This is a genomic window from Pseudomonas sp. LBUM1651, assembly GCF_059716135.1.
On the sequence record NZ_CP166805.1, the window covers coordinates 1,074,041 to 1,098,368 of the forward strand.

General features: G+C 57.3%; 25 protein-coding genes and 2 pseudogenes. 10 read left to right on the forward strand and 17 right to left on the reverse strand.

The annotated features are described in order from the left end of the window. Positions 1-155 precede the first annotated feature (155 nt). The 8 genes from ACA066_RS04900 to ACA066_RS04935 form a co-directional block, all read right to left on the reverse strand. Positions 156-377 (reverse strand): formate dehydrogenase subunit delta, encoded by a 222-nt coding sequence (locus ACA066_RS04900; protein WP_497698357.1) that lies wholly within the window; start codon positions 375-377, stop codon positions 156-158. Next, the gene (fdhF, locus tag ACA066_RS04905; RefSeq protein ID WP_497698358.1) at positions 374-3,256 is read right to left on the reverse strand and encodes a formate dehydrogenase subunit alpha; all 2,883 of its coding nucleotides are present in this window, start codon (positions 3,254-3,256) and stop codon (positions 374-376) included. Before fdhF ends, ACA066_RS04900 begins: the two co-directional genes overlap by 4 nt. Further along, a complete protein-coding gene (locus ACA066_RS04910; RefSeq protein ID WP_497698359.1) occupies positions 3,253-4,815 on the reverse strand; it encodes a formate dehydrogenase beta subunit in 1,563 nt (520 codons plus the stop codon). Before ACA066_RS04910 ends, fdhF begins: the two co-directional genes overlap by 4 nt. Next, positions 4,812-5,288: a formate dehydrogenase subunit gamma gene (locus ACA066_RS04915; RefSeq protein ID WP_497698360.1), complete on the reverse strand. Its 477-nt coding sequence runs from the start codon at positions 5,286-5,288 to the stop codon at positions 4,812-4,814. The genes ACA066_RS04910 and ACA066_RS04915 overlap by 4 nt, the downstream gene beginning before the upstream one ends. Before the next feature lie 527 nt (positions 5,289-5,815). Next, the gene (locus ACA066_RS04920) at positions 5,816-6,100 is read right to left on the reverse strand and encodes a DUF3077 domain-containing protein (protein ID WP_497698361.1); all 285 of its coding nucleotides are present in this window, start codon (positions 6,098-6,100) and stop codon (positions 5,816-5,818) included. A gap of 35 nt (positions 6,101-6,135) precedes the next feature. Continuing rightward, a complete protein-coding gene (locus ACA066_RS04925; protein WP_497698362.1) occupies positions 6,136-6,375 on the reverse strand; it encodes a pyocin S6 family toxin immunity protein in 240 nt (79 codons plus the stop codon). Positions 6,376-6,383: 8 nt separating this feature from the next. Further along, positions 6,384-6,584 (reverse strand): colicin E3/pyocin S6 family cytotoxin, encoded by a 201-nt coding sequence (locus tag ACA066_RS04930; protein WP_497698363.1) that lies wholly within the window; start codon positions 6,582-6,584, stop codon positions 6,384-6,386. Then, positions 6,574-7,299 (reverse strand): S-type pyocin domain-containing protein, encoded by a 726-nt coding sequence (locus ACA066_RS04935; RefSeq protein ID WP_497698364.1) that lies wholly within the window; start codon positions 7,297-7,299, stop codon positions 6,574-6,576. The genes ACA066_RS04930 and ACA066_RS04935 overlap by 11 nt, the downstream gene beginning before the upstream one ends. Positions 7,300-7,782: 483 nt before the next feature. Between ACA066_RS04935 and ACA066_RS04940 the strand changes: the two genes are divergently transcribed. The 4 genes and pseudogenes from ACA066_RS04940 (at position 7,783) to ACA066_RS04955 (ending at position 9,438) form a co-directional block, all read left to right on the forward strand. Continuing rightward, positions 7,783-8,142: a potassium channel family protein gene (locus tag ACA066_RS04940; RefSeq protein WP_497698365.1), complete on the forward strand. Its 360-nt coding sequence runs from the start codon at positions 7,783-7,785 to the stop codon at positions 8,140-8,142. A 12-nt stretch (positions 8,143-8,154) separates the two neighbouring features. Next, positions 8,155-8,232: pseudogene (locus ACA066_RS04945) on the forward strand (PH domain-containing protein); the annotation flags it as partial. Between the two features lie 82 nt (positions 8,233-8,314). After that, positions 8,315-9,097, forward strand: coding sequence for a hypothetical protein (locus ACA066_RS04950; protein ID WP_497698366.1), 783 nt, complete (start codon positions 8,315-8,317; stop codon positions 9,095-9,097). Further along, the gene (locus tag ACA066_RS04955) at positions 9,082-9,438 is read left to right on the forward strand and encodes a DUF7079 family protein (RefSeq protein ID WP_497698367.1); all 357 of its coding nucleotides are present in this window, start codon (positions 9,082-9,084) and stop codon (positions 9,436-9,438) included. The genes ACA066_RS04950 and ACA066_RS04955 overlap by 16 nt, the downstream gene beginning before the upstream one ends. Before the next feature lie 158 nt (positions 9,439-9,596). Here the strand turns inward: ACA066_RS04955 and ACA066_RS04960 are convergent, their stop codons facing one another. From ACA066_RS04960 to ACA066_RS04975, 4 genes are all read right to left on the reverse strand, one after another. Beyond that, entirely contained in the window at positions 9,597-9,926 is a 330-nt protein-coding gene (locus ACA066_RS04960) for a hypothetical protein (RefSeq protein WP_497698368.1), read from the reverse strand. Between the two features lie 417 nt (positions 9,927-10,343). Further along, positions 10,344-10,553, reverse strand: coding sequence for a hypothetical protein (locus tag ACA066_RS04965; protein ID WP_027605401.1), 210 nt, complete (start codon positions 10,551-10,553; stop codon positions 10,344-10,346). Positions 10,554-10,722: 169 nt separating this feature from the next. Next, positions 10,723-11,022 (reverse strand): MafI family immunity protein, encoded by a 300-nt coding sequence (locus ACA066_RS04970; protein ID WP_497698369.1) that lies wholly within the window; start codon positions 11,020-11,022, stop codon positions 10,723-10,725. A 129-nt stretch (positions 11,023-11,151) separates the two neighbouring features. Then, the gene (locus tag ACA066_RS04975; RefSeq protein ID WP_150634382.1) at positions 11,152-11,388 is read right to left on the reverse strand and encodes a hypothetical protein; all 237 of its coding nucleotides are present in this window, start codon (positions 11,386-11,388) and stop codon (positions 11,152-11,154) included. Between the two features lie 163 nt (positions 11,389-11,551). On the opposite strand from ACA066_RS04975, the gene ACA066_RS04980 reads away from it, so the two are divergent. Next, positions 11,552-12,925, forward strand: a complete 1,374-nt coding sequence (locus ACA066_RS04980) for a transposase (RefSeq protein WP_497698370.1) — start codon at positions 11,552-11,554, stop codon at positions 12,923-12,925. An 897-nt stretch (positions 12,926-13,822) separates the two neighbouring features. Next, on the forward strand, positions 13,823-14,497 hold the full coding sequence (locus tag ACA066_RS04985; RefSeq protein ID WP_497698371.1) for a DUF3313 domain-containing protein: 675 nt from the start codon (positions 13,823-13,825) through the stop codon (positions 14,495-14,497). Between the two features lie 15 nt (positions 14,498-14,512). On the opposite strand, the gene ACA066_RS04990 is transcribed toward ACA066_RS04985, so the two are convergent. Further along, positions 14,513-15,787 (reverse strand): peptidase MATCAP family protein, encoded by a 1,275-nt coding sequence (locus tag ACA066_RS04990; RefSeq protein WP_497698372.1) that lies wholly within the window; start codon positions 15,785-15,787, stop codon positions 14,513-14,515. 194 nt (positions 15,788-15,981) lie between these two features. On the opposite strand from ACA066_RS04990, the gene ACA066_RS04995 reads away from it, so the two are divergent. From ACA066_RS04995 to ACA066_RS05010, 4 genes and pseudogenes are all read left to right on the forward strand, one after another. Further along, on the forward strand, positions 15,982-17,544 hold the full coding sequence (locus tag ACA066_RS04995) for an MltF family protein (RefSeq protein WP_497698373.1): 1,563 nt from the start codon (positions 15,982-15,984) through the stop codon (positions 17,542-17,544). A 144-nt stretch (positions 17,545-17,688) separates the two neighbouring features. Continuing rightward, positions 17,689-18,339 (forward strand): annotated as a pseudogene (locus tag ACA066_RS05000) (hypothetical protein). 42 nt (positions 18,340-18,381) lie between these two features. Continuing rightward, complete coding sequence (gene ppk2 / locus ACA066_RS05005; RefSeq protein WP_497698374.1) at positions 18,382-19,203, forward strand: polyphosphate kinase 2; 822 nt, start codon at positions 18,382-18,384, stop codon at positions 19,201-19,203. Between the two features lie 49 nt (positions 19,204-19,252). Further along, positions 19,253-21,013: a SulP family inorganic anion transporter gene (locus ACA066_RS05010; RefSeq protein ID WP_497698375.1), complete on the forward strand. Its 1,761-nt coding sequence runs from the start codon at positions 19,253-19,255 to the stop codon at positions 21,011-21,013. A 43-nt stretch (positions 21,014-21,056) separates the two neighbouring features. Here the strand turns inward: ACA066_RS05010 and ACA066_RS05015 are convergent, their stop codons facing one another. The 4 genes from ACA066_RS05015 to ACA066_RS05030 all read right to left on the reverse strand — a co-directional run bounded on the left by ACA066_RS05015 (position 21,057) and on the right by ACA066_RS05030 (position 23,896). Beyond that, a complete protein-coding gene (locus ACA066_RS05015; protein WP_497698376.1) occupies positions 21,057-21,425 on the reverse strand; it encodes a DUF5064 family protein in 369 nt (122 codons plus the stop codon). A gap of 110 nt (positions 21,426-21,535) precedes the next feature. Further along, positions 21,536-21,721: a hypothetical protein gene (locus ACA066_RS05020; protein WP_142580013.1), complete on the reverse strand. Its 186-nt coding sequence runs from the start codon at positions 21,719-21,721 to the stop codon at positions 21,536-21,538. A 922-nt stretch (positions 21,722-22,643) separates the two neighbouring features. Continuing rightward, complete coding sequence (locus ACA066_RS05025; protein ID WP_497698377.1) at positions 22,644-22,919, reverse strand: hypothetical protein; 276 nt, start codon at positions 22,917-22,919, stop codon at positions 22,644-22,646. Further along, on the reverse strand, positions 22,916-23,896 hold the full coding sequence (locus ACA066_RS05030; RefSeq protein WP_039592137.1) for an integrase domain-containing protein: 981 nt from the start codon (positions 23,894-23,896) through the stop codon (positions 22,916-22,918). The genes ACA066_RS05025 and ACA066_RS05030 overlap by 4 nt, the downstream gene beginning before the upstream one ends. Positions 23,897-24,328 lie beyond the last annotated feature (432 nt).

Genomic DNA, 24,328 nt, shown 5'->3' on the forward strand with positions numbered 1-24,328 from the left:
TGGCGAGGGAGCTTGCTCCCGCTGGACTGCGCAGCAGTCCCCTTCTTTTCAGGGATAAGGGGGCCGCTTCGCGGCTCAGCGGGAGCAAGCTCCCTCGCCACAGTTGTTAATGCTAGCCAGCAGGCTAAGGGGCAATCCCAAGGGAGCGTGCGAACCTAAGCCTCCCAACCCGCCCCACTGACCGCCGCCTGCGCCAGCGGGTGCAAGTCTGCTCCGTGATGCTCTGTCTGCCAGGCCAGCAACTCCTTGCGCATGCCGGGCGTCCAGTACATCTGCAGATGATTACGCACACCGAGCACGGCTTGTTTCTGGTCCGGCTCGCTGGCGAAATACAGGGCGATCTGGTTGACCATCTTGATCAGGTTTTCAGTGCTCATCGACGTACCTCCGCTTTAGCGCCACGGGCCTGACGGCGATCCTTGAGCAGACGGTCCTGTTCGTCGCTGAAGGCCTGGTAGCGTTTTTGCCACTCGGAAGGGTGGTAAACGCGGCTGACTTCCACGGCGGTGACCTTGTACTCCGGACAGTTGGTGGCCCAGTCGGAGTTGTCGGTGGTGATGACGTTGGCCCCCGATTCCGGGAAGTGGAACGTCGTGTACACCACGCCCGGGGCGACCCGTTCGGTGACCCGCGCACGCAGTACGGTCTGGCCGGCGCGGCTGCCGATGCCGACCCAATCGCCTTCGTTGATGCCACGGCTCTCGGCGTCGGTCGGGTGGATTTCCAGGCGGTCTTCGTCGTGCCAGGCGACGTTTTCGGTACGCCGGGTCTGGGCGCCGACGTTGTACTGGCTGAGGATGCGCCCGGTGGTCAGCAGCAGCGGATAGCGATTGTTGACCTTTTCCTCGGTGGGCACGTAGCCGGTGAGCATGAAGCGTCCCTTGCCACGCACGAACTGATCGATATGCATGGTCGGCGTGCCGTCCGGTGCTGCGGCGTTGCACGGCCATTGCAGGCTGCCGTGGCGATCCAGTTCGGCGTAGCTGACATTGGTGAAGGTCGGCGTCAGGCTGGCGATCTCATCCATGATTTCCGACGGATGTTTGTAGTTCATCGGGTAACCCAAAGCGTTGGCCAAGGCCACGGTGCCTTCCCAATCAGCCTTGCCGCCCAGAGGGTCCATGACCTTGCGCACCCGCGAGATACGCCGCTCGGCGTTGGTGAAGGTGCCGTCCTTTTCCAGGAACGAGCTGCCCGGCAGGAACACATGGGCGAACTTGGCGGTTTCGTTGAGGAAAATGTCCTGCACCACCACGCACTCCATGGCCGACAGCGCCGCGGTGACGTGCTGGGTATTCGGATCGCTTTGAGCGATGTCTTCGCCCTGGCAATACAAACCCTTGAAAGTGCCGCCCAGCGCTGCCTCGAACATGTTGGGAATGCGCAGTCCCGGATCAGGTTGCAGAGTAACGTTCCAGGCCTGTTCAAATTGCGCTCGCACCACCTCGTTGGAGATGTGCCGGTAGCCGGGCAGCTCATGAGGGAAGGAGCCCATGTCGCAGGAGCCCTGAACGTTGTTCTGCCCCCGCAGTGGATTCACGCCCACGCCTTCGCGGCCGATGTTGCCAGTCGCCATGGCGAGGTTGGCGATGCCCATGACTGCGGTGCTGCCCTGACTGTGCTCTGTGACGCCGAGGCCGTAGTAGATCGCCGCGTTGCCGCCAGAGGCATACAAACGTGCGGCGGCACGAATGTCGGCCGGGGCTACACCGCAAATCTCGCCAATGACTTCCGGCGAGTTTTCCGGACGACTGACCAGCTCACTCCAGCGGGCGAAATCGCTGCCCTCGCAACGAGCGTCAATAAAGGCCTGATTGAGCAGGCCTTCAGTGACGATCACATGGGCCAGGGCGTTGAGCATGGCGACGTTGGTGCCCGGGCGCAGGGCCAGGTGCAGTTCGGCGCGGGCATGCACCGAGTCCACCAGATCAATGCGTCGCGGATCGATGACGATCAGCCGCGCACCTTCACGCAGGCGGCGTTTGAGCTGGGAGGCGAACACCGGGTGGGCGTCGCTGGGGTTGGCGCCCATCACCAGGATCACGTCGGCCTGCATCACCGAGTCGAAACTCTGGGTGCCGGCGGACTCGCCCAACGTTTGTTTCAAGCCATAACCGGTCGGCGAGTGGCAGACCCGCGCACAGGTGTCGACGTTGTTGTTGCCGAAGGCGGCGCGCACCAGTTTTTGCACCAGATAGGTTTCTTCGTTGGTGCAGCGGCTGGAGGTGATGCCACCAATGGAATCGCGGCCGTATTTTTGCTGCAACCGACGGAATTCGCTGGCGGCGTAGGTCACCGCTTCATCCCAGCTGACTTCCTGCCACGGGTCGTTGATGTGCTGGCGGATCATCGGTTTGGTGATGCGATCCGGGTGGGTGGCGTAGCCCCAGGCAAAGCGCCCTTTGACGCAAGAGTGGCCGTGGTTGGCCTGGCCGTTCTTGTCCGGAACCATGCGCACCAATTGGTCGCCTTTCATCTCGGCACGGAACGAACAGCCCACGCCGCAATAGGCGCAAGTGGTGATCACGCTGCGCTCCGGCTGACCCAGTTCGACCACGCTTTTTTCCATCAGCGTCGCGGTCGGGCAGGCCTGCACACAGGCACCGCAGGACACGCATTCCGAGTCGAGGAAGTTCTCGCCACCGGCAGCGGAAACACGGGATTCGAAACCGCGCCCGGTGATGGTCAGGGCAAAGGTGCCCTGGGTTTCTTCGCAGGCGCGCACGCAGCGGTTGCAGACGATGCACTTGCTCGGGTCGTAATCGAAATACGGGTTGGAGGTGTCCTTCACGTCGGCCAGATGGTTGTCGCCTTCATAGCCGTAACGCACTTCTCGCAAGCCGACCTGGCCAGCGACGGTTTGCAGCTCGCAGTTGCCGTTGGCCGAGCAGGTCAGGCAGTCCAGCGGGTGATCGGAGATGTACAACTCCATCACGTTGCGGCGCAGGGTCGCGAGCTTCGGCGTCTGGGTGTGCACGGTCATGCCTTCAGTGACCGGCGTGGTGCAAGACGCCGGATAGCCACGCATTCCATCGATCTCCACCAGGCACATGCGGCAGGAGCCGAAGGCTTCCAGGCTGTCGGTGGCACAGAGTTTGGGAATGGTGGTGCCCAGCATCGCGGCGGCGCGCATCACCGAAGTGCCTTCGGGCACGCTGATGCTGCGGCCGTCGATGTTCAGGGTGACCTGCACGTCGCTTTCGCGGGCCGGGGTGCCGAGATCGATGTCGGTTTTCGGGTCGAAAAGAGTGATCATTGCTCGGCCTCCGAGGCTTGCAGACCGAAGTCGGCGGGGAAGTACTTGAGGGCGCTGGCGACCGGAAAGGAAACCATGCCGCCCAACGCGCACAGCGAACCGTATTGCAGGGTGTCGCACAGGTCCTTGAGGATGATCACCTGCTCATCGCGACCACTCTGGTCCGGCGCGGCCAGCAGGCGGTCGATCACCTCCACGCCCCGGGTCGAGCCGATGCGGCACGGCGTGCATTTGCCACAGGATTCCTCGGCGCAGAACTCCATCGCGAAGCGCGCCATATGGGCCATGTCCAGGCTGTCGTCAGCCACCACCACACCACCGTGACCGAGCATCGCGCCCATGGCGGCGAAGGCCTCGTAATCCAGCGGCGTGTCGAATTGCGACGGCGGCACCCAGGCGCCGAGCGGGCCGCCCACCTGAGCAGCCTTCAGTGGCCGACCACTGGCAGTGCCGCCGCCGTAGTCTTCCACCAGTTCTCGCAGCGTCAGGCCAAAGGCCCGTTCCACCAGACCGCCGTGCCGAATATTGCCCGCCAACTGGAAAGGCATCGTGCCCAAGGAGCGGCCCATGCCGTAATCGCGATAAAACTGCGCACCCTTGGCCAGAATCAACGGCACCGAGGCCAGGGTCAGCACGTTGTGCACCAGCGTCGGTAGACCAAACAGCCCCTTCAACGCAGGGATCGGCGGCTTGGCGCGAACGATCCCGCGTTTGCCTTCGAGCGAATCCAGCAGCGCGGTTTCCTCACCGCAGATGTAAGCACCGGCCCCGACCCGCACTTCCATATCGAAGGCCTGACCGCTGCCACCGACATTGGCACCCAGGTAACCGGCGGACCGGGCAAGGTTCAGCGCCTGGCGCAGAGTGGCCACGGCATCCGGATATTCCGAGCGCACATAGATGTAGCCGTAAGTGGCACCGACGGTAATGCCGGCAATCGCCATGCCTTCGACTAGCAGGAAGGGGTCGCCTTCCATCAACATGCGGTCGGCGAAAGTGCCGGAGTCGCCTTCGTCGGCGTTGCACACGATGTACTTCTGCGCAGCCTCGGTAGCGCGGACTGTGCGCCATTTGATCCCGGCGGGGAAGGCCGCACCGCCACGGCCACGCAGGCCTGAATCGAACACCGCCGTCGCGGTCTGCTCACCGCCAATGGCGACGGCCCTTGTTAAACCCTCGAAACCGCCGTGGGTCCGATAATCGTCCAGCGACAGCGGCCGGGTAATACCGGCGCGGGCAAACAGCAGGCGTTGTTGAGACTTGAGATAAGGCAACTCTTCCACCAGCCCCAAAGCAAGTGGATGCGCGGACGACTCGCCTTTCAGCGCATCAAGCACGGACGGCACATCGGCAGCGGTCAGCGGACCGAAGCCAATACGACCTTGCGGGCTGTCCACTTCCAGCAACGGTTCCAGCCAATACAAGCCGCGAGAACTGGTGCGCTGCAACTCCAACGGCAGATCGCGTTCCCGGGCCTGAGTGATAAGGGCCACCGCCACCTCATCGGCACCCACGGCACGGGCAAGCGAATCAGTGGGCAGATAGAGAGTCGGCATCATGCGTCCTCCCGGCAAGCGTCGAGCAATGCATCCAGACGCTCGGCGCTGAGCCGCGCATGCACCCGGCCATCCAGTTCCAGAGCGGGCGAGCAGGCGCAAGCGCCGAGGCAATACACCGGACGCAAACTGATGCTGCCGTCGGCGCTACTGCCGTGATCGTCCAGTTGCAGGCGTTCGCGCAACTGCGCCGCAAGCTGCTCGGCGCCGCGGCTCTTGCAGGACTCAGCCCGGCACAGCCTCAGGATATGCCGGGCCGGAGGCGCGGTGCGGAAGTCATGGTAAAAACTGATCACCCCGCGAATCTCGGCCTGACTCTGGTTGAGGGCGTGGGCAATCTCGGGGACGGCGACATCGGGGATGTAACCGATGCGTTCCTGAATATCATGAAGGATGGGCAACAGTGCGCCCGGGGAGCCCTTATGGCGCTCCAGCAGGCTGTTGACCAAAGGCAGGTGCAACATCTCATCAGGCATTCAGCAATCCTCACGGTCACGGACAAACCAGATGGTTGTCGGTCGTCCGAAAGTGTCGGCTGCGGCACTCACACCACGTCACGGAATCGTGGCAATTTCAGGCCGTTGGCCAGGGCACCCTGAGCGGGCATCTTGTTGTGCCCGGCACGGTCTTTGCCGCACCTCTTAAAGGGCATAAAGGCAGCTTGCCACGCTGCTTTTGATCGAACTGCACCAAAGCGACGTGTTCGGTTCTGCCTACGACTATCCATTAAGTCTAGATGAGTGCGGCGCGGGGCGTTCACTCACTGGCCTAATGCCCAGAGGGCCTGTCCATGCCTGATGTATATCAAGCATTACAGGTGAGAAGAAGCATCAGAACCAAGGGCAATTCTACGGAACGCCCCGAAAACCTCGAGGCCAATCCAAAATCCCAGCTACCCTACAAAACCCCTGTAGGAGCCAGCCTGCTGGCGATAACGCCAGCCCAACCAACACAAATGCTGAATCAGCTACCACCATCACAAACCACCCACAGGCCTCAAACACTAAGCGTCAGCCTTAGCCCCCGCCCGCTTAGACGCCACCTCATTATCCCGATCCCGATTCAGCACCTTCACCGCATCATCCACCACCGCCTTACTCATCGCCGTCAAATAATGCGCGGCCCAGGCGTGGTAATCGGTGTCTCTGGCGTAAGCCGCATCTTTGGTCAGCGCCTTGGCGAGGAACAGGAAATCAGAAGCCATGGCCAACGCATCGCCGAGGGGGACGTTGCGGGTGACATGGAACAGGGTTTGATCCAGGGTTGTCACCGAGAGGCGTAAGCGCATCGGGCGGTTCCTCCAACGCTGCGGTTATTGGTTCGCTAAGCTTCAACACCGATGAATAGCTTTAAATGCGTTGGAAGTGATTGCCCGATGATTTTTGATATTTGCGCAGCTTGCTCGCCCGTCAGCAGCCATTCCCCTTCTGCCATCGCATTCAGATTTCTATGACCTAGGAGCTGTACGATTTCATCGTTAAAAGAACCATCCAGATCAAGTTCAAATTTAAGTGAGTCATCTTCAGCACTGTCAGGCAGGAATCCATTGATACAGAGATACATAAATACTCCTATTTTTCTACTTTCCGTCCGGGTTTGGCTGGTTTGGTTTGCTCGCCAGTTACCGGATCATATTCGCCTAAATGCTTTCCCTGTTTGTCATACATCTCAACCGCTCCGTGCTGACTATCCCACTCATAAATCCGTCCCTTTCCATCTTTCCACCGCCTACGAGCTCCGCCACCACCCTGTACCCTCGTTTTACAGTACAAGGATGGTGCCTTGGTTGTTGCTGGCGTCGGGGTGGACCATTGGCGGTATGCCTGATCGTCCTCTAGGCGTCCACAGGATAGTGGCGCCGTTTAGCTCGGCTTCTATCGCGGTCCTGGTGGCGTTCCACTCGGCCTGCACCGTGCGCACGGTGTCATCCCCTGACGGGCCCGTATGAATGCCGTAAACCTGTAAAACGCCCTCAACATCTCGGCGGAACTGAAAGCGCACGCGGGTGGGAGCTCGGGTCATACTGCGTAGCTGATCGTCGGTATAGAGCGTGCCGTCGCCCATTTTTGTCGGGAGCATACCCAGCACAAACACGCCGGCAGGACTTCCGCGCAATGCCCAGGTGAATCCCTTTTGCATGATGCCGCCACCTGCTACGCGCCCCAGTACCGCGTCGAAGCCTAGAGCGAGTCCGGCAGCCTGTGCCGCCGACGGGACAAGCATTGATCCAGCCAGCATGACCTTGCCAAAGTCTGAGGCGGGCATGGCGTCGCTACCGGCTTGAGTGCTCCCCCAGTTTTCTGGTGTACAGCACTTGGCAAAGACTGGGTCTGTACGCTCCTTGGGGATTGGCCATTCATCTTTGGGGATGTATTCCCGCTCTGGCTCGGGGGGTGGATTCCAGCCGGCCCACGAGGCGCCACCGTTTGGACGTTTCCGGCTCCAAATGTCGTCGAAAGGATCTTTTTTCCGTTTGTCCTTATTCATGACAATCCCTGTGTGACTTCGTCTCGAGACAGGAGATTGTCGGTCAGTTCGCTTCCCAGTCAATTTGACTCGGTAACCTGAAGTTTCAGACTCTTCGAAGTACGCAAGATCCGCTGCGTGCTTTCATATGTACCAAGTTGTAAGCCCATAATCATGGACGCCATCACACTGTCCTTCTGTGGGAGCGAGCCTGCTCGCGAAAGCGCCAGATCAGCCAACACCACGACTGAACGTACTACCGCCATCGCAAGCAACCCGCCCCCCACAGCACTTCCTACCTCACCAACTAACAGCCATTACCCTCAGCCTTCGCCCCCGCCCGTTTGGACGCGCTTGGCCGACGTCATGGGCGGGGTGGAAATCAAGGATGTGATCAAGACGGGAGGGGAGTGGATCAGTTGGCCACCAGTTTCCCGCGCTTGTGCCAAGCTGATCGAGTGTTAATACGCCTGCCGCTCAGGCAAACCTCAGGAAGCCCATGACATGAAGCCCACTCATGCATCGCACGTCCGTCGAGAATTCTTCAAAGCATTCGGGTTCTACTTGCGCGTTGTCTGGCCGATCTTTTCCGTACTGTTTTTTCTGATCGTGCTGTTCGGCCTCATCATCAGCTACCTGGAGGGCTGGGATCCTTTTGACGGCATCTATTTCGGCTTCGTGACCGGTTTGACCATTGGCTATGGAGAGCTCGTGCCGAAACTTGGCGTCTCGCGGATTCTGGCGATTTTGCTGGGGTTCAACGGGGTGCTGATGACGGCGATATTTGCGGCGATCAGTGTTCGGGCGATTGAGGTTGCAGTGCGGGCGGCGGGGCGGGAAGAGTCGGGTACGCCGACGGCGTGAAGTCATGCTTGGTTGCTACTGGAAGGGGAGCAAGTCATCGACTCCTGTAAATCCATGCGCGACGGCGTGGTGTTTACCAACAAACGCATCAAATTTGACGATGAGGCTCCAACTGGGACGTCGTCTCTCACAGAGAGCTTTTTGAACAGAATATTAGGATAAGGACCATCCTATGACAGAGCCATACCTCGTAACCGGCAGCTATGTCGTTCAGCGTGAGCACGCCTTACAAGACTCTCCGCTCGACAGGGCGTTAGAACTGATGGAAGGCACTGCGCTGAGATTCTCTCTAGACGCGATTTCTGATGAAAAAATCAGGGCGAGCTATCTCAAAAACATAAAGCGCATTTCACAGCAGACGCTGGACGATGTTAAAGCCGGGAAAATCACGGCGCGAGAGGGCGTGCAGTTCAGTAATGAAATGCGAAACAAGATCTTGATGGAGCACCGCAAGGTTACCTCTGTGCAGGGCTTGGCTGTGGTACAACGAAAGAAGGCCGATGGAAGGACGCTTCAAACGCTTTTTGATCGTTACGCGAAGGATCTTTTCCAAAAAAGCTATGACAGCCTTTCCCCGTCGGAACAGAACAAGGTTCATTACACAATATTGGAGGCCGCAGGGCGAGACGATTCCAAGTTTACGAACGGCACTAAAAAAATGCAGCTAATGGGCAAGCTTGGCATTTTGGTTACCGCAGCACTCGCTACTTATCAAATTCTGAATGCTGAAAACAAAGTAAAGGAAACGGCGCGTCAGGGCCTCATAGTGGGTGGCGGTGCGGCGGGTGGCATTCTGGCCGGGCTTGGAGTCAGCGCTCTCTGTGGGCCAGGCGCTCCGATATGTGCGTTTGCCGTTGTAATTGTGGGAACTATTGCCGGAGGCGTCGCAGGCGGAACCGTAGCGGACTCGCTCGATGAGGAATTAGAGGAGTTTTCGCATTGGAACATTCTTTGAGTCAGCCTGAGTTGACAAAAATTAGAGTCGCGCTCTCAGACCCGTTCAATGATTTTCCGGTTGATTACGACTACATAGCAAGGCAGGTGAAGGGTATTGATCCTCAAACCCTGTACGAGATCCTTTACTCCGAAGTTGCGCCCGTGTGCTTCACCAATATTGCGGCGGCCCTTCCAACGGTATGGACAGGCTTCGATCCTGACTCCCTCAACGCCATGATTGAAGAAAGGCTCGCAGCCAGGAGAACCAATTGGTTTCGTAGGCAGTTCGACAGGCTGCTCGTCCGCTGGTTGGAACATAACTACGGGTATATCTGGAAGGAAATAGTCAGCAGGTTGTGAGCTTGCAGCGAGAAGTTTGTTTTTTTGACTGAAGCTCTTAACAAAAAGGGCCCACCTGCGGAAAAGGGAACAGATTTATTTTTTTTGGACATATTACGTGAAGACCAGCGTCGGCCCGGCTATCGGGCGTTCTCGCTTTTTAGGCCGCCCGTCTTCATTTATTGGATGTCTTTCAGATAATCCTTGAGCGCGAAGAGCGGGGCATCAAGCTGCTCCATCGTCTGCGCAGCGCTTAAATCTGCCGCCAATCTATTCAACTCGCTGCCCAGGATTGTATCAACACCGCCAATCGCCTTCAGTGCCAGACTCAGGCATTCATCCACTTTCCTCTGAATCGCCTCGACATCCCCTCGCCGTACCAACAACCCAAACACCTCCCTTTCATAATCGCTCATCATCAAATCATCCCGCAGAATCGGACTTGAATCTTCCGTCTCGTAAGCGAGCTTGAGGGAGAAGAGGGCGACGGTTTCCAGTAGCAATTCCATGGGGGAATCCTTGTGAAATGTCCTACCGATGTAGGAGGTGTGGAAGAGAAGCAAGATCAAAAGATCGCAGCCTTCGGCAGCTCTTACACAGGGCGATGGGGTGTCAGGTGCTTTTTCGCAGACGAAAAAAAGGCCTTGCAAAGCAAGACCTTTCTTAATTTTGGTGCCCCGAGGGAGACTCGAATAATAGCATAACTGTATAATTAACATAGTTTTTTGCATGTGTACACTTCCACGTTGTACCGTGAAGTGTACATCCTACCTGCCTCCAGTAAGGACTGGTGTGGATGGAAGCTTGATAGGATTTCTCCATCCAATTTCCGACGAGCTGTGAATGATATCTACAAAAAACTGGTTACGGATAGACTCCCTGGTCTACCAAAAAATGCCGAACCGACACATGGCGAACTTTCGCGATTAGTCGGGCGTCATGAGTACAGCAAGCGTTATCTTGATGAACTCCTCGTTTCGATCGATCGTGTCCAGGGCGCCCCGAACATTGTCGGCGACGTCCGCCGATCCGCGCATCTCTACCCAGTTCGAAAGCTCCATGATGGCGGCCTCCAGGGCGAGCTGGTTTTCGTTGATCTTAAATAGCAGGGAAGGGAGTAAGTCTGAGTTTGGCATTGTGCAATCCTCCGTGAAATTTTCAGCGTAGCAGGGGGATTACTGACCTCGGTAGGGAGTTGCGCATGGTCGGAAGGACGCGGGAGGATGGTGCATCCACAGTCGATTGCTGCCAGTCACGAAGGGCCGCAGTCGACCCAAAGCAGTCCTTCGGGCGGGTTGATTTTCGTCACTTCGTGAATGGCATCTCCAATTTCTTTGCGATCCGGGCTAATACGTTTATGCATTCGTCAGAAACGGCGAGTGGTGGCTCATTTATCATGTAAAGAAGGTGTTCGAACGCTACTCCCGCCTCGTTGTGATCTACATAATCCAGAACAATCTCAGCCCCATTTCGTAGACCTTCCTGAGCTAACGGATGCTCTTCAGGTACTGGGCCGAGTTGTTCGTATGCTGTCGACATCAGCGTTAAGATTTCCTTAAGTGCCTCTATGAAATCGCCCCTCAAGTCGCTCTTATGGTCGCTCATTACTAACATTCCTTTGATTGCGATGATCTGCGGTCGGTTTGCGTCTGGCCAAAAAGGGTGCCGCCATGAACGTCTACTTTTGGCCGATTTTGCCCTTACGAAGGGCTGTGATCGACCCGCTGCTGCAATTCATTCATCCCTGAGCCTGTCTCGTGCCATCCGCAATATCTCTGCGTAGTTGCCTTCCATTGGAAGGTTCAGGTGTTTTTCAAATACGCAGCATAGGTTCCATAGGGCCCTTTGCTCAGCTTGGTCTTCAATTGCCAAAGTATCGGTATCACTGAAACGACGGACAAACTCAAACAGCACTACCGCTTCGTCCAGTGAAAGGGGAATGGAAATGGTTGTGTTGAGTGGTGAGGGCATCAATAAACTGCCTTAACTGCGTTATGGATTGATGAGTAGTCTGTGGGCGTGCGTTGAATTGTGCTACCCCGATGTCCGCTTTTGGCCGATTCTGTTGAAAAAGTAGCTCTCCTGTCTGGCCTGCGGCAAAATCTCTGCATTGGCCAGCAGGGAAGCACGCAGCATGATGGGACAGTTATCGAGTGGGCAGGAGCGGCTGTTTTACTCGTTCAACCTTGAAGATCACATTCCAGCCAATCACCTTCTGCGCAGCATTGATCAATGTCTCGATCTGAGCGACCTGCGCCATTACCTCGCCGATTTCTATAGCCCGATTGGGCGTCCGTCGATTGATCCCGAACTGATGATCCGCATGCTGATCGTCGGCTATTGCTACGGCATTCGCTCAGAGCGGCGGTTGTGCGAAGAGGCCCATTTGAACCTGGCGTATCGCTGGTTCTGCCGGTTGAGCCTTGAAGACGAAATCCCCAACCACTCGACCTTTTCCAAAAATCGACACGGCCGTTTTCGGGACAGTGATCTGTTTCGCTGGTTGTTCAATGAAGTGCTGCGTCGCTGCATGGACGCCGGTCTGGTCAAGGGCGAAGGCTTTGCCGTGGACGCCAGCATCATCAAAGCGGATGCGAGTCGGCAGCGAGGCGTACCGGGAGATGAACCGGTCAACTGGAGCGATCGATCCCTGAGCACCCGCGCCGTGCGTGAGTACCTTGAGGGACTAGATGAAGAGGCAATGGCCGAAACGCTACCGAAGCGCCTGTCGCTGACGGATCCTCAGGCTCGCTGGACCGCCGCTCCAGGTGGCCCAGCGTTCTACGCTTACTCCACGAATTATCTGATCGATACCGAGCACGGCGTGATCATGGATGTGGAACCCACACCGGCTCATCGAACCGCAGAAGTCGAGAGCACCAAGACCATGATCGAACGGGTCGAAGCGCAGTTCGACATCAAGCCGGAGCGCCTCATTGGCGATACCGCTTACGGTACAGCGCCGATGCTGGCCTGGATGGTGGAGGAAAAAGACATCGAGCCGCATGTGCCGGTGTGGGACAAAACCGAGCGCAAGAACGACAGTTTTTCGAGCAACGATTTCCACTGGAATGAAGAGGCTGAGCAATACCGCTGCCCGGCCGGCAACCCATTGCGCAGCGAATGGCGAGCCTTCAAGAATGAGCGTTCACACGTCACCAAAGCCAACACCATCATCTTCCGATCCCGGCAGACCGACTGCGCTACGTGTCCGATGAAAGCCAAGTGCTGCCCGAACACTGCGTTCCGAAAGATCGCTCGCAGCGTCCATGAAGCCGCTCGCGATGTGGCTCGGCGCATTGCAGCAACGCCGGCATATCAGCGCTCTCGCCATGAACGTAAAAAGGTCGAAATGTTGTTTGCCCACCTCAAGCGCATCCTGAAATTGGATCGCCTGCGGCTACGTGGCATGAGTGGCGCGACGGATGAATTCACGCTGGCCGCCGCGGTGCAGAACCTGCGACGGCTGGCCAAATTTTCATCTCAAGGGCCACCCGTCATGGGATAGGTGCGCCCGCACCAAGCAAAAAACCTCAAATTAACCCAATAACAGAGCAGCAAAGGTCACCGAAGGGCCGAAAAACCACTCAATGTGGTGAGTAGGTTCTCCGGTGGTAGTCGTGCCTGAGCTCAGGCGAGCTGAAAATCCGACTTTTTCAACAGAATCGGCCGATTGCTGTCTATCACGAAGGACTCAATCGATCCATAGGGTCAGAAAATGGCCTGCAATAGCGGGTAGAGTGCCATCGAGGGGAGACCGGTCAGTAGATTGAGGGTATAGGTGACCCTTCTAGCGAGTGTCCTGTCGCAAGCAGCGGCGTTGATCGAATAAGTGGACCATCAGGTAGGTAGGGTTACGGTCAGTAGTTGCGTTCGCACGGCGAAGTTGGTCTAGCCATACTGGCCGACAGCGCTTAGCAATTAGTTTGGTCGCAACGCAGCTTACTTGCCACCTCCCGGCAATCCGTGCTTGCTGGGTATGGAAGTCTAGGGTGACTTCAGTGCATCGCCCAATAGTGCGCACCGCCACAATTTTCCATATTGATTCCACCGCCGATTGTGGAAGAACCAAGCCATACCGCGACGGCGGTGGAAGATTGGTGTGGCATATGACAACAACGCCACTTCGGATGGAAACCGAATTTTTACTCTGCTCATTGCCGAATTCCAGCGCATTGCGGCGGGAGCCACCTATGCTCTGAACAAAGCCACCGACATCAATGTCAGCCGGCCCCAAGGTCTGGCTCGGCGATATATCGGGGGACCAGATCAAGTCCACGTCAGGCACGCGAACTTCCGGTCAGTTCGACAATGCTTGTACTTATGCCGTGACCGGAAACTTGACTTGGTGACTTTGATGCCTTGCTACCGAAAAAACTATTAAATTCATGGAGCACACACCACTATGAATCTGTCCCGAAAACTGTTTGTTGGCGTTGCGCTGGCCAGTCTACTGCTCGGCGGTTGCACCTCGAAAGTCACCGAACGTGAGCAGTATTCCGGCTTCCTGTCCAACTACAACAACTTGCAGCAAGTCACTACCACCAGCGGCGTGACAACCATGCGTTGGGTAAGCCCGTCCTGGAATTCAGATGCTTACAATACTGTGGCCTTCAACAAGCTGGAACTCTACCCGGCACCTCAGCCCAATGAGCGGGTTAACCGGCAAACTCTGGAGGAGTTACAGAATTACTTGACCAGTAAGGTCAAAGGCGTGCTGGGCCAGAAATACAAGGTGGCGTCGAGTGCGAAATCAGCGCCGGCCGGATCGAAAACGCTGATCATGCGCGCGGCGATCACCGGGGTGAATGCCGAAAACGAGGGTATGAGATGGTATGAAGTGATGCCAATTGCAGCCGTCGCAGGGGGTGTTTCCGCTGCCAGTGGTCATCGTGATCAGGACGCCACACTGTTCATCGAGGCCGAGTTTATCGACGCCGGTAACAATCAGACTGTAGCCAAAGTGGTGCGCAAAGTCTTTGGCAGCACACTGTCAAACGCCAGCCAGAAGATCACGACGAAGGATTTCAAACTGGCGATCGACAAGCTGACCAATGATTTGCAAGCTTTCATCAGATAACGCTTCAGATTCAGGCTACGCGCTGGCATCGGCTTCATGCTCGTCGGTGAAGGCCATGAGCACTTCCAGATCGAGTACATCCAACTTGATCCGGGCGATGAAGGCGGAAAAGGCCAGGTTGGCGGCGAGTAGACGTAGGTCGGAAGCCCAGGCCGGGACATGGACCGGCCCCTGGAGCCAGCCGGACTCAAAGAGTGGGGCCAAGCGTACAGTATCCCCCAGACTGAGGCGTCCGGCGAACAGATATCCCACCAGTTCTGGCCGGTTGTCACGGATTGCGATGCGCAGCAGGGTATGCACGCCGAGCAAACCGGTCAGGTAGGAGGCGTCCTTGGTGAACGCCGAACCGCCGCGCAGGTCCGCGCCGCGGAAAACCCGTTGGGTCGAGCGGAAGGACTCTTCCTGTGACTGACCGGCGACGAGAAAACCTTCGAATACCTGAATGAAGTCGGCACCATCCAGCGCCTGCTGGACCGCGAGCACGCGCAGGGCGAGGCGGCGCAGGCGGTTGATGTCCATGCTGCAGGTGAACAGCTCGGCCAGGGTGGCGATGCCCTCCTGAGTCTGGGTCGTGCGTGGCGCCCCCAACCCCAGGCTTTTCAGGTTGCGTTGCAGCGCGCCGTTTTGTGCCGTGGCGACATGCACGAAGGCCTCATGTTGCAACAGTTGGTTCTTGTCCAGTTCCGAGAACAGGGCACTGGCACGCAGGCGGATGCGACTGGCCCCGGCGATGGCCTTGGCGGCCAGGGTCGGATCGAGCACGACGGTGATCCGGGCGGGTCCGAAGAAGCGGTCGAGTTCCGGTTGCATCCAGGCGGCGAAGACCTCGGCCGGAATTTCCGCCGGGCTCGGTGGAATCCGGGTTCCGCCCAGAAGGGCATCGGTGGTCTTGAGGAAGAATTGGGCCGCGTCCAGCATGCTTAGTTTCAGGCGCGAGTAGTAGAAGTCCGGGCGCCGGTACAGCGCTGACGAATACTGAGTAAAGGCGGGTGTGCCGATGGCACCGAGCATATGCCCCGCCGTGGCATAGCTGCGCGCCGTCATGGCGAGGTGGCGCCCGGCCGGATGGTCCTCATCGCAGCGGCCGATAAAGGCTTCGAGGGCGGCGATGTCGGCGCTGTGGTCGCGCGGGCGCAGCTCGATCTTGGGCAGTTTCGCCTGCCCGGCGCGCCAGCGTGTCAGGAATACTTCCTCGACCCCATCTGGCCAGGACAAGGCATCCAACACGCGGATCTTGCGGGCCAGACCGGGTAGAGCGGCATCGAGTTCGGACAGGGGAGCGACGCTCACAGAAATCTCCTTGGGAGACAAGGTTCAATCGTAAAAGCGTAGTCGCTGGCGATGCATCGCGTGCTGATAGGCAAGTCTGAACTAAGCTTTTCTGTGTGCTTGCGGATGTATGGTCTTGGCCATCCGGGCAGGGCTGAACTCAGGATGGAGCAGTTGGAACACGTCAGACCCAAACAACGTGTGGAGCACTGATCATGTTGGGAATCCGCGGTTGGGTAACACATTTTACGGCTCATCCCTCTGCACGCTCAGTGCCGATCACTCACATCCTTGCGGTCCTAGCGTTCACACTTTTCGCTGGCGCGATTGATGCTGCAGCCGAGGCAAAGGCGCCCCCCGAGGCGCCGCTGCGTGAGCAACTCACCCTCCCGACCGAGAGCGCAATGAAGCCGTGGACCGGTGATCTCGACGGGATGATCGATCGACAGATCATTCGAGTCCTGACGGTTTACAGCAAGACGTTTTATTTTGTCGACAGAGGTGTCCAGCGCGGAACGACTTACGATTTTTTTCGTGTATTCGAGGAGGATCTGAACAAGAAACTGGCCAAGGATAAAAAGCTCAAGCACAAGGCGCTGAAAGTGCGGGTGGTGCTCATTCCTGTGGCACGGGATGAACTACTGCCGGCGCTGGCTGCCGGCAAAGGCGATATTGCGGCGTCCAACCTGACCGTGACCGAGGAACGCAAGCAGCTGGTTGATTTTACTTCACCTGTCTATCGCAACGTCAGCGAGGTGGTGGTCTCCGGTCCCGACTCGCCCGCGGTGTCCAGCGTGGACGAATTGGCGGGGCAGGTGGTCTTCGTTCGCAAATCCTCCAGTTACTACGAGAGCCTGATGGCCCTCAACCAGCGTTTCGCCGGCGAGAACAAACCTGCGGTCATCCTCAAGGAAGCACCAGAGGCCCTGGAAGACGAGGATCTGATCGAGATGCTGAACGCCGGAATGATTCCTCTCATCGTCGTGGACAAGCATAAAGCGGACTTCTGGAAGAAGGTCTTCCCGGCTATCACGGTGCATGACGACGTCACGTTACGCACCGGAGGGGAGATTGCCTGGGCGATTCGCAAGGGCAGTCCGCAGTTGCAGGCCTTCACCAATGATTTCATCACTCGTCACGGTCAGGGGACCGCCATCGGAAACATGATCCTGACGCGTTTTTTTAGAAGCGAAAAATATGTAAAGGCCTCTGTCTCCGAGTCCGAACGCAAGAAATTTATCGCATTGGTTCAGTACTTTCAGCAGTACGGGGACAAATATGATGTGGACTGGTTGCTGATGGCCGCCCAGGGATACCAGGAATCTCAACTGAATCAGGCAGCCAAGAGCAAGGTGGGGGCCATCGGTGTCATGCAGGTCATGCCCGCCACCGGCAAGGAACTCGGCGTCGGCAACATTGCTGAAGTCGAGCCAAACATTAACGCCGGGATCAAGTACATGCGTTGGATGATCGACCAGTATTATGGCAAGGAGCCCATGACCAATCTGGACAAGGCCTTGTTCGCCTTCGCTTCTTACAATGCAGGGGCGGGCAGGATTTCCAAACTTCGCAAAGAAGCCACCCTCCGTGGGCTGGACCCGAACGTCTGGTTTCACAATGTTGAGTACGTTGCCGCCGAGAAGATCGGTGCGGAGACGGTTACCTACGTCAGTAATATCTACAAATACTACATTGCCTACCAATTGATCATGCAAGCCAATGCGGCGAAAGCCGAGGCTGCGCAGACGTTGGAAGACCAGAGCAAAGAGTTGCCTTGATTGACCAATGTGACCACAGGAGCGAAAAAATCTTTTCAACCTACACTGAATTGGGTTGAGAACGCCCTGGAAAAAAGCCCCGTGCTTTGGTCTGCGAACCTTACGAGGGCATCACGCTGACGCAGGTGTGGCGAGGATGAGCGGATGCAAAGCACTGGAGAGCCAAAGCGGGCCCGTGTACTTGATCCGGTCGATCGTGTCACGGAGGTCATTTTCGGCCTGCTCATGGCAATGACCTTCACTGGAACCATCAGCGTGGCCACGTCTGGCCGGGAGTTGGAACGCACGATGATGATCACCGCGCTGGGTTGCAACCTCGCCTGGGGATTCGCGGACGCCGTGATGGATTTACTGCGAACCCTGATCGAGCGTGTGCGCAACCGCACGCTACGCGCAAGTCTATGCGGCGCGACTGATGCAGTCACCGGAAAAGCGCTCATTGCTGAGGCATTACCCCCTCGTCTCGCGGCAGTGGTCGGCACGGATGATCTGGAATCGTTGCGTCGTCGTGTGCTCGAGTTTTCATCTATGCCCTTACCGCCGGCCTCGGCTGGGGATGATTTCAAGGGGGGCGTGGGTGTTTTCCTGCTGGTGGTGCTCTCGACATTTCCGCTTGTGGTGCCGTTTCTGGTGCTAGATCAGACGGCGATCGCCGTACGCGTTTCTAACCTGGTCGGACTCGGAGTGCTGTTCATCGCCGGTTGGGTACTCGCGAAATAACCGTGGCAAGGCGCAATTGCGTTGGCAGTCACCGGCGCTGTTCTGATCACCGCGATCATCGCGCTCGGTGGATGAACAGATTGCAACCCTACGCTGTTTATTGGTGAGGTCTCGATCATGGCAAAAGACAAGAAAAAAGCCCCCAAGAATCACTCTGCTGAAAGCCTGAAATTGAAGAACAAGGATTATCTTGAGCAACTGCGCAGCCTGCACGTCGAACTGGTCAAATTGCAGGAGTGGGTAAAAGCCAAGGGCATCAAGATCTGTATCGTCTTCGAAGGGCGCGATGGCGCTGGCAAGGGCGGGACGATAAAAGCGCTCACCGAACGCGTGAACCCCCGTGTCTTTCGGGTGGTGGCGCTAACGGCGCCGAGTGAACGAGAGAAAAGCCAGATGTATGTCCAGCGCTACCTGCCGTACCTTCCCGCGGCTGGCGAAGTGGTGATCTTCGATCGCAGTTGGTACAACCGGGCGGGCGTCGAGCGAGTGATGGGATTCTGCACCAAAGAGCAGGTTGCCAGTTTCATGAAGACAACGCCGCTGGTGGAGCGTGCAATCGTCGACTCTGGCGTGATCCTGCTCAAGTACTGGCTAGAAGTCAGCGAAGACGAACAGACCCGCCGGCTCCAGGCACGCATCAAGGACGGACGCAAAATTTGGAAACTGACCCCGATGGATCTCAAGTCATACAGCCGCTGGTATGACTATTCACGCGCGCGTGATGACATGTTCAAGGCGACCGACACCGAACATGCCCCATGGCTGGTGGCTAACTCGAACGACAAGCGCCGGGCGCGTCTTAACATCATCACCGATTTGCTCAGCCGCATCCCGTACAAGGATGTCGCACGCGAGGAGGTGATATTGCCCAAGCGGCAGAAGCCAGGTGGCTATCGCGACCCGGATTATCCGCACCGGCGAGTTCCCGAAAAATTCTGACGGACACGTTTAAGCGAATCTGCGCTGTACTCCAAAGGGCCACAGTACTATGAGCCATTCGGATTCTTCGCCTCCCGCCCCGGAACCGGGCCGAGTTGCACGTCGCGATGCCGGCGACGAGACCGGCTGGGGCCGCTGGCTTCCTGGACTCCGCACGCTGCGCGGGTATCAGGTTGCCTGGTTGCGTCACGACATCATGGCCGGACTGGTGCTCACCACGATGTTGGTTCCCGTGGGCATCGCCTACGCCGTGGCATCGGGCGTACCCGGCATTTATGGCCTCTACGCGACCATCGTTCCGCTACTCGCATACGCATTGTTCGGGCCTAGCCGGATTCTGGTGCTGGGCCCGGATTCGTCATTGGCCGCCGTTATCCTTGCTGTCGTCCTTCCTCTGTCGGGCGGCGACCCGCATCGCGCCGTCGCCCTTGCGGGCATGATGGCGATCGTTTCAGGAACTGTGTGCGTCCTGGCGGGCATCATGCGTTTGGGCTTCATTACGGAGTTGCTGTCTAAACCAATCCGTTACGGGTACATGAACGGCATCGCGCTGACCGTATTGATCAGCCAATTACCCAAGATATTCGGTTTCTCGATTGAGTCCGACGGCCCGGGGAGAAACCTGTGGGCCATCGCCACCGCGGTAATGGAAGGAAAGACCAACTGGACCGCGTTCATAATCGGCGCAGCCACCTTGGTCGTGATCCTTCTACTCAAACCCCACAAACGGGTGCCGGGCATCTTGATCGCAGTGGTCGGTGCGACTGTCGCCGTCGGTGTTCTAGACCTTGGCGCGCGCGCCGGGGTGTCGGTGCTTGGTGTTCTTCCACAAGGTTTACCTGCGTTCGCCATCCCTTGGATCACCCGCGCTGATATTATCCCCGTGCTCATCGGCGGTTGTGCCGTCGCCCTGGTGTCGTTCGCCGACACCAGTGTGCTTTCTCGTGTGTATGCAGCGCGGACCCGTACCTACGTGGACCCAAACCAGGAGATGGCGGGGCTTGGTTTTGCCAATCTGGCGGCTGGATTTTTCCAGGGCTTTCCAATCAGTAGCAGTTCTTCACGTACCCCCGTGGCTGAAGCCGCAGGCGCCAAAACCCAGTTGACCGGCGTTGTTGGCGCGGTGGCAGTTGCCCTGCTGCTGCTGGTGGCGCCGAACCTGTTGCAAAATTTGCCCAGCAGCGCATTGGCAGCGGTGGTGATCGCGTCGGCCATTGGCTTGATTGAAGTCGCCGACCTGCGGCGCATTTATCGCATCCAGCGTTGGGAGTTCTGGCTGTCGATCGTGTGCACCCTCGGCGTGGCTGTATTTGGCGCGATTGAGGGCATCGGCCTGGCCATCGTAATAGCCGTCATCGAATTTCTGTGGGATGGCTGGCGGCCGTATTCCGCAGTGCTGGGGCAAGCCAAGGGCGTCAAGGGCTACCACGACATCCAGCGTTATCCCGACGCGAGCCTTATACCTGGCCTGGTCCTGTTCCGCTGGGATGCACCGTTGTTTTTTGCCAACGCCGAACTGTTCAATGAGCGAGTGCTTGACGCAGTGGCTGCATCGCCTACGCCCGTACGCTGGTTAGTAGTTGCGGCAGAACCCGTCACCAGTGTGGACGTGACCTCGGCCGACATGCTGGGTGAACTGGACGAAACCTTGCGCGCGGCGGGCATCAAGTTGTGCGTGGCCGAGATGAAGGACCCGGTTAAGGACAAGCTGAAGCGATTCGGGCTTTTCGCAAGGCTTGGCGAAACGGCGTTCTTTCCAACTATAGATGATGCAGTCAGCAGCTATCTCGTGATTCATCCCGTGGATTAGCCGGGTCGGCAGGACGAGGCTCGCTGAGTAGTACTGGAGTCACTCAGCGACGGTCGTTCTCAGCGTTATCCAGATCGACCGACTCGCCCGGTTGGACGCCGAGTTTGTCGCGAATATCCTCGAACATTGCGTCGTATTCTTTGTGCCCGCGCATGATGAGACTGGCATTGGCGGGTACTCCATGCTTGACCGCAGCCTTGGCCACTCGGCTGGCAAAGTTGAAGGCAGTGTCGCGGTGCATATCGAATTCTTCAGTAAAGCTGCGACCTGATACCTCTCCAACCATCTTGAAGTGCATCAGCATGCCTTCCTTGGGGTCGTGACGAACTTCATAGAAGACATCAATGCTGTATTCCGGTACTCCCGGGTTGCCAGGAGTGTTGGAACGATGAAGACGACCTGGGGTAAACATAGGATGCTCCTTTTTTTGGGGGGATAGCCCTATAAAAAATTAGGTTAGGGCGTCTCATCAGCGAACTCCCTCGACACGCTCGCAGCGCTCAAGTCTTGCATCCGGGATGACTATCTTCTGTTCATTCGGGGTTGAATTTGTTGTCGGGGGATAATTCCCATTCCCGTGCGAGCTGGGCTGCCATCCATCGTTTGCTTGTTTTGCAAATTATCCTCTTCTTTTTGGTCGTGACAGGACGCACCACCGAGACAGATGGTAGCGGCAATCAAAAAAATAGGACTCAAATGCTTGATCATCGGAATCTCCACGCTTTGAAAGGTCAAGTGGCTTAGATTCTCTCCATGTAATCGCATTAGGTAAGAGCTTAGGTGAAAGCTAGGGGTTACCTATTGCTGCCCGATAGTCGGACCAAGCTGATTGTGTCTAGATTGCCTTAATGGCTGGGGAACTGCTTTTGGCCGACTTCTGCCTGTCGCGACTGGCCGAAGTCGACCCAGAGCGGTAGGTGAGCCAGTGGGCCAGCGGTCAGACGGTATGAATTATCTGCCGTCTCCGCACTCCACCGCCCGAGGAGCAGTTGTTTCTTGATAGCGGTGAACTCCGCTCCGAGGCAAAGCTATTGGCATCTATCGATGACTTCAGAATCGAGTCACATAAACTCTTAATGGAACTGGACGCTGCCACGATGGGAATGATGATGCTGGTCTCAGCCAGATGTGTTTCAGGCCCCGACTGGGACGCTGCTAGCAAGAGGCAGCACGATGCCTACGAAAGCTGGGACACGTTTATAAATTTCCCATCAGGGCCGGCCTCTGGCAATGCTACGTTTGTCAGCTGAATTGTTGCCGCCTCCTCATACTTACCTTCTTGTTCTGGAGATTTTTATTGCACCGGCGAGAAGCGTTTTTAAAGGAAGCCATCGAGGTCCATCGTGCTTACGAGCAGGCCACGGAAACTTTGCGTCGGCTATTGAGGGAGAACAAAGGATGTAGCCCTGAGTGGGATGAGGTCGTTGAGCATCAGCAGCAGCCCTTAGCGGCGTGGGCGGCACTTCCTGTCAAATACGGCGACTTCGATTCTGAGGACGATCCAGGTTGAGCGCTGTGTCGGCTCGCACCATTAAACTGGTCGTAGCCGCGGGTGGGAAATACATCGTGTTGTCCATAAAAAAGATGTCAGCGGACGAGAGACCGCTTTTGGCCGTTTTCTGACCTTCGCTTAGGGGGTGAACTGCCAGGATTTTCCTAGACGATGAGTGAGTAATTGCATGGTCAGCAAATAGTAATAGCGCGTCGATTCAGTGCGCTGGTTTAGATGGTGATTCAAAAACCATGCAAGGTGTTTTCTCTGCCAAGTCCATGGATTGTCGCATTGCCAGCGCTCAGCGATCGCTGTTTGGATAGTCTTCGCCTGACGCAGGTGGCGTTGGCGTGTGGTGTGTGACCCGGTCAAGACGCCCGCCAGGAACAGCTCCATATCGCATGCCGTGTTCATGCTCGACCACCAATGTAAGCCGATACCACGCCGATACGGCCGTGCCCCAGCTCATAGCTGATTTGTACTCGGGCCTCCTGATCGAGGTGTCGGTTGAACTGATAGCAATGGCCACCGTTGATAGGCGCGGGATGATGGGTGATTTGCTCGTAACGTTCGCATGCATAGGCTGCCCGCAATTCATGGAAGCCTTTGAGGTTGTTCTTATAGAGGATGTCCCGTGCGGGGCCGACGATTCCCTGCAAGAAATCGAGGTAGCGTTCGTTCGGTGCAAGCAGGTTGCGGCTATCGTCGGGCGAGACCTTTTCGGCAAACCTCAGTGCGTCACGAATATGATCATCCTCCCTGATCCAGCGAGGTGCTGACGCGCCTGAACGGCCACCTTTGGTACCGTCCTGGATGTTGATCTTGCCGTATTGTTCGGCCTCATGTTTCAAGCGCGGAAGGTCGGCCAAAATCGCCTCGCGTAAGCGCATGCCTGTGGCTCGGGCCAGCTGCACGATGGCAGCCGCGCGCGGCAGTTGGTATTCGCAGAGCGCCTCGACGATCCGCTTCACCTGTTCACGATCCTGGCCTTGCGGGGTTGCTGTGCGGACGGTTGTGCGCTGCAGTCCTAAAGCCTTGCTCGGACTCGACACCTTCACATACTGATCACCTCTCAGCGCGGCCATGGTCCGATTCACACTGGATAATCGGTTTTGCGCAGTCGCGATAGCGAGCTCACCTTGTTCAACTTGCTGGCGCAGATACCCGGCGTAGTCCAGCAAGGTCTGCCGATCAATTTGTCGCGCATCGTTAAACCCTGGTCCATCCTCCGACCGACACCAGCGTACAAACGCCTGCCAGCGATCACTGTGCGCCTTGACCGTGCCGTAATGCCCACCGCCGAACATGTCTTTCAACGCCTGCGGCCCGGCGTAGCTCAATTGCCGGCCATAGCCAAAATTGCGCCCATCCCGTTTACCGACCAGCGCCATGATCAAACTCCTCTCGAAGTCAAAACGTTGAAGCTTTTCCCCACGTCATCCCGCCAAGAATGTTGAGTGTTATCAGGGATCAAGGCCCCTGCGACCTGTGAGGGTTGTCCACTAACGCGGGACTGTCGGCTCTTTACGACCGGGAGCTTGGGCATCTCATGATCTGGCCTCCTGAACACCGTTACCGGTGGGCGGGTGGAGGCTGCACTGGCTGACGAGACCAGTGCCGCGAGATCCTGAGTCAGGTGAAGGCAGTGAAGCGATGACCGGGGCATGCCTGACTGTCAGTCAGGTGCAGTCCATTCCGTAGGCTGCGGCACCATCATCTGCATCGCCGTTGCTGGTGACTTCGGTGTTTGTCACGCCGATTGTCACGAGGGGAAATGCCGCAAAGCCTTGTACGAGAGGGGCTGCAGCAGCGGTAGGAGCGCC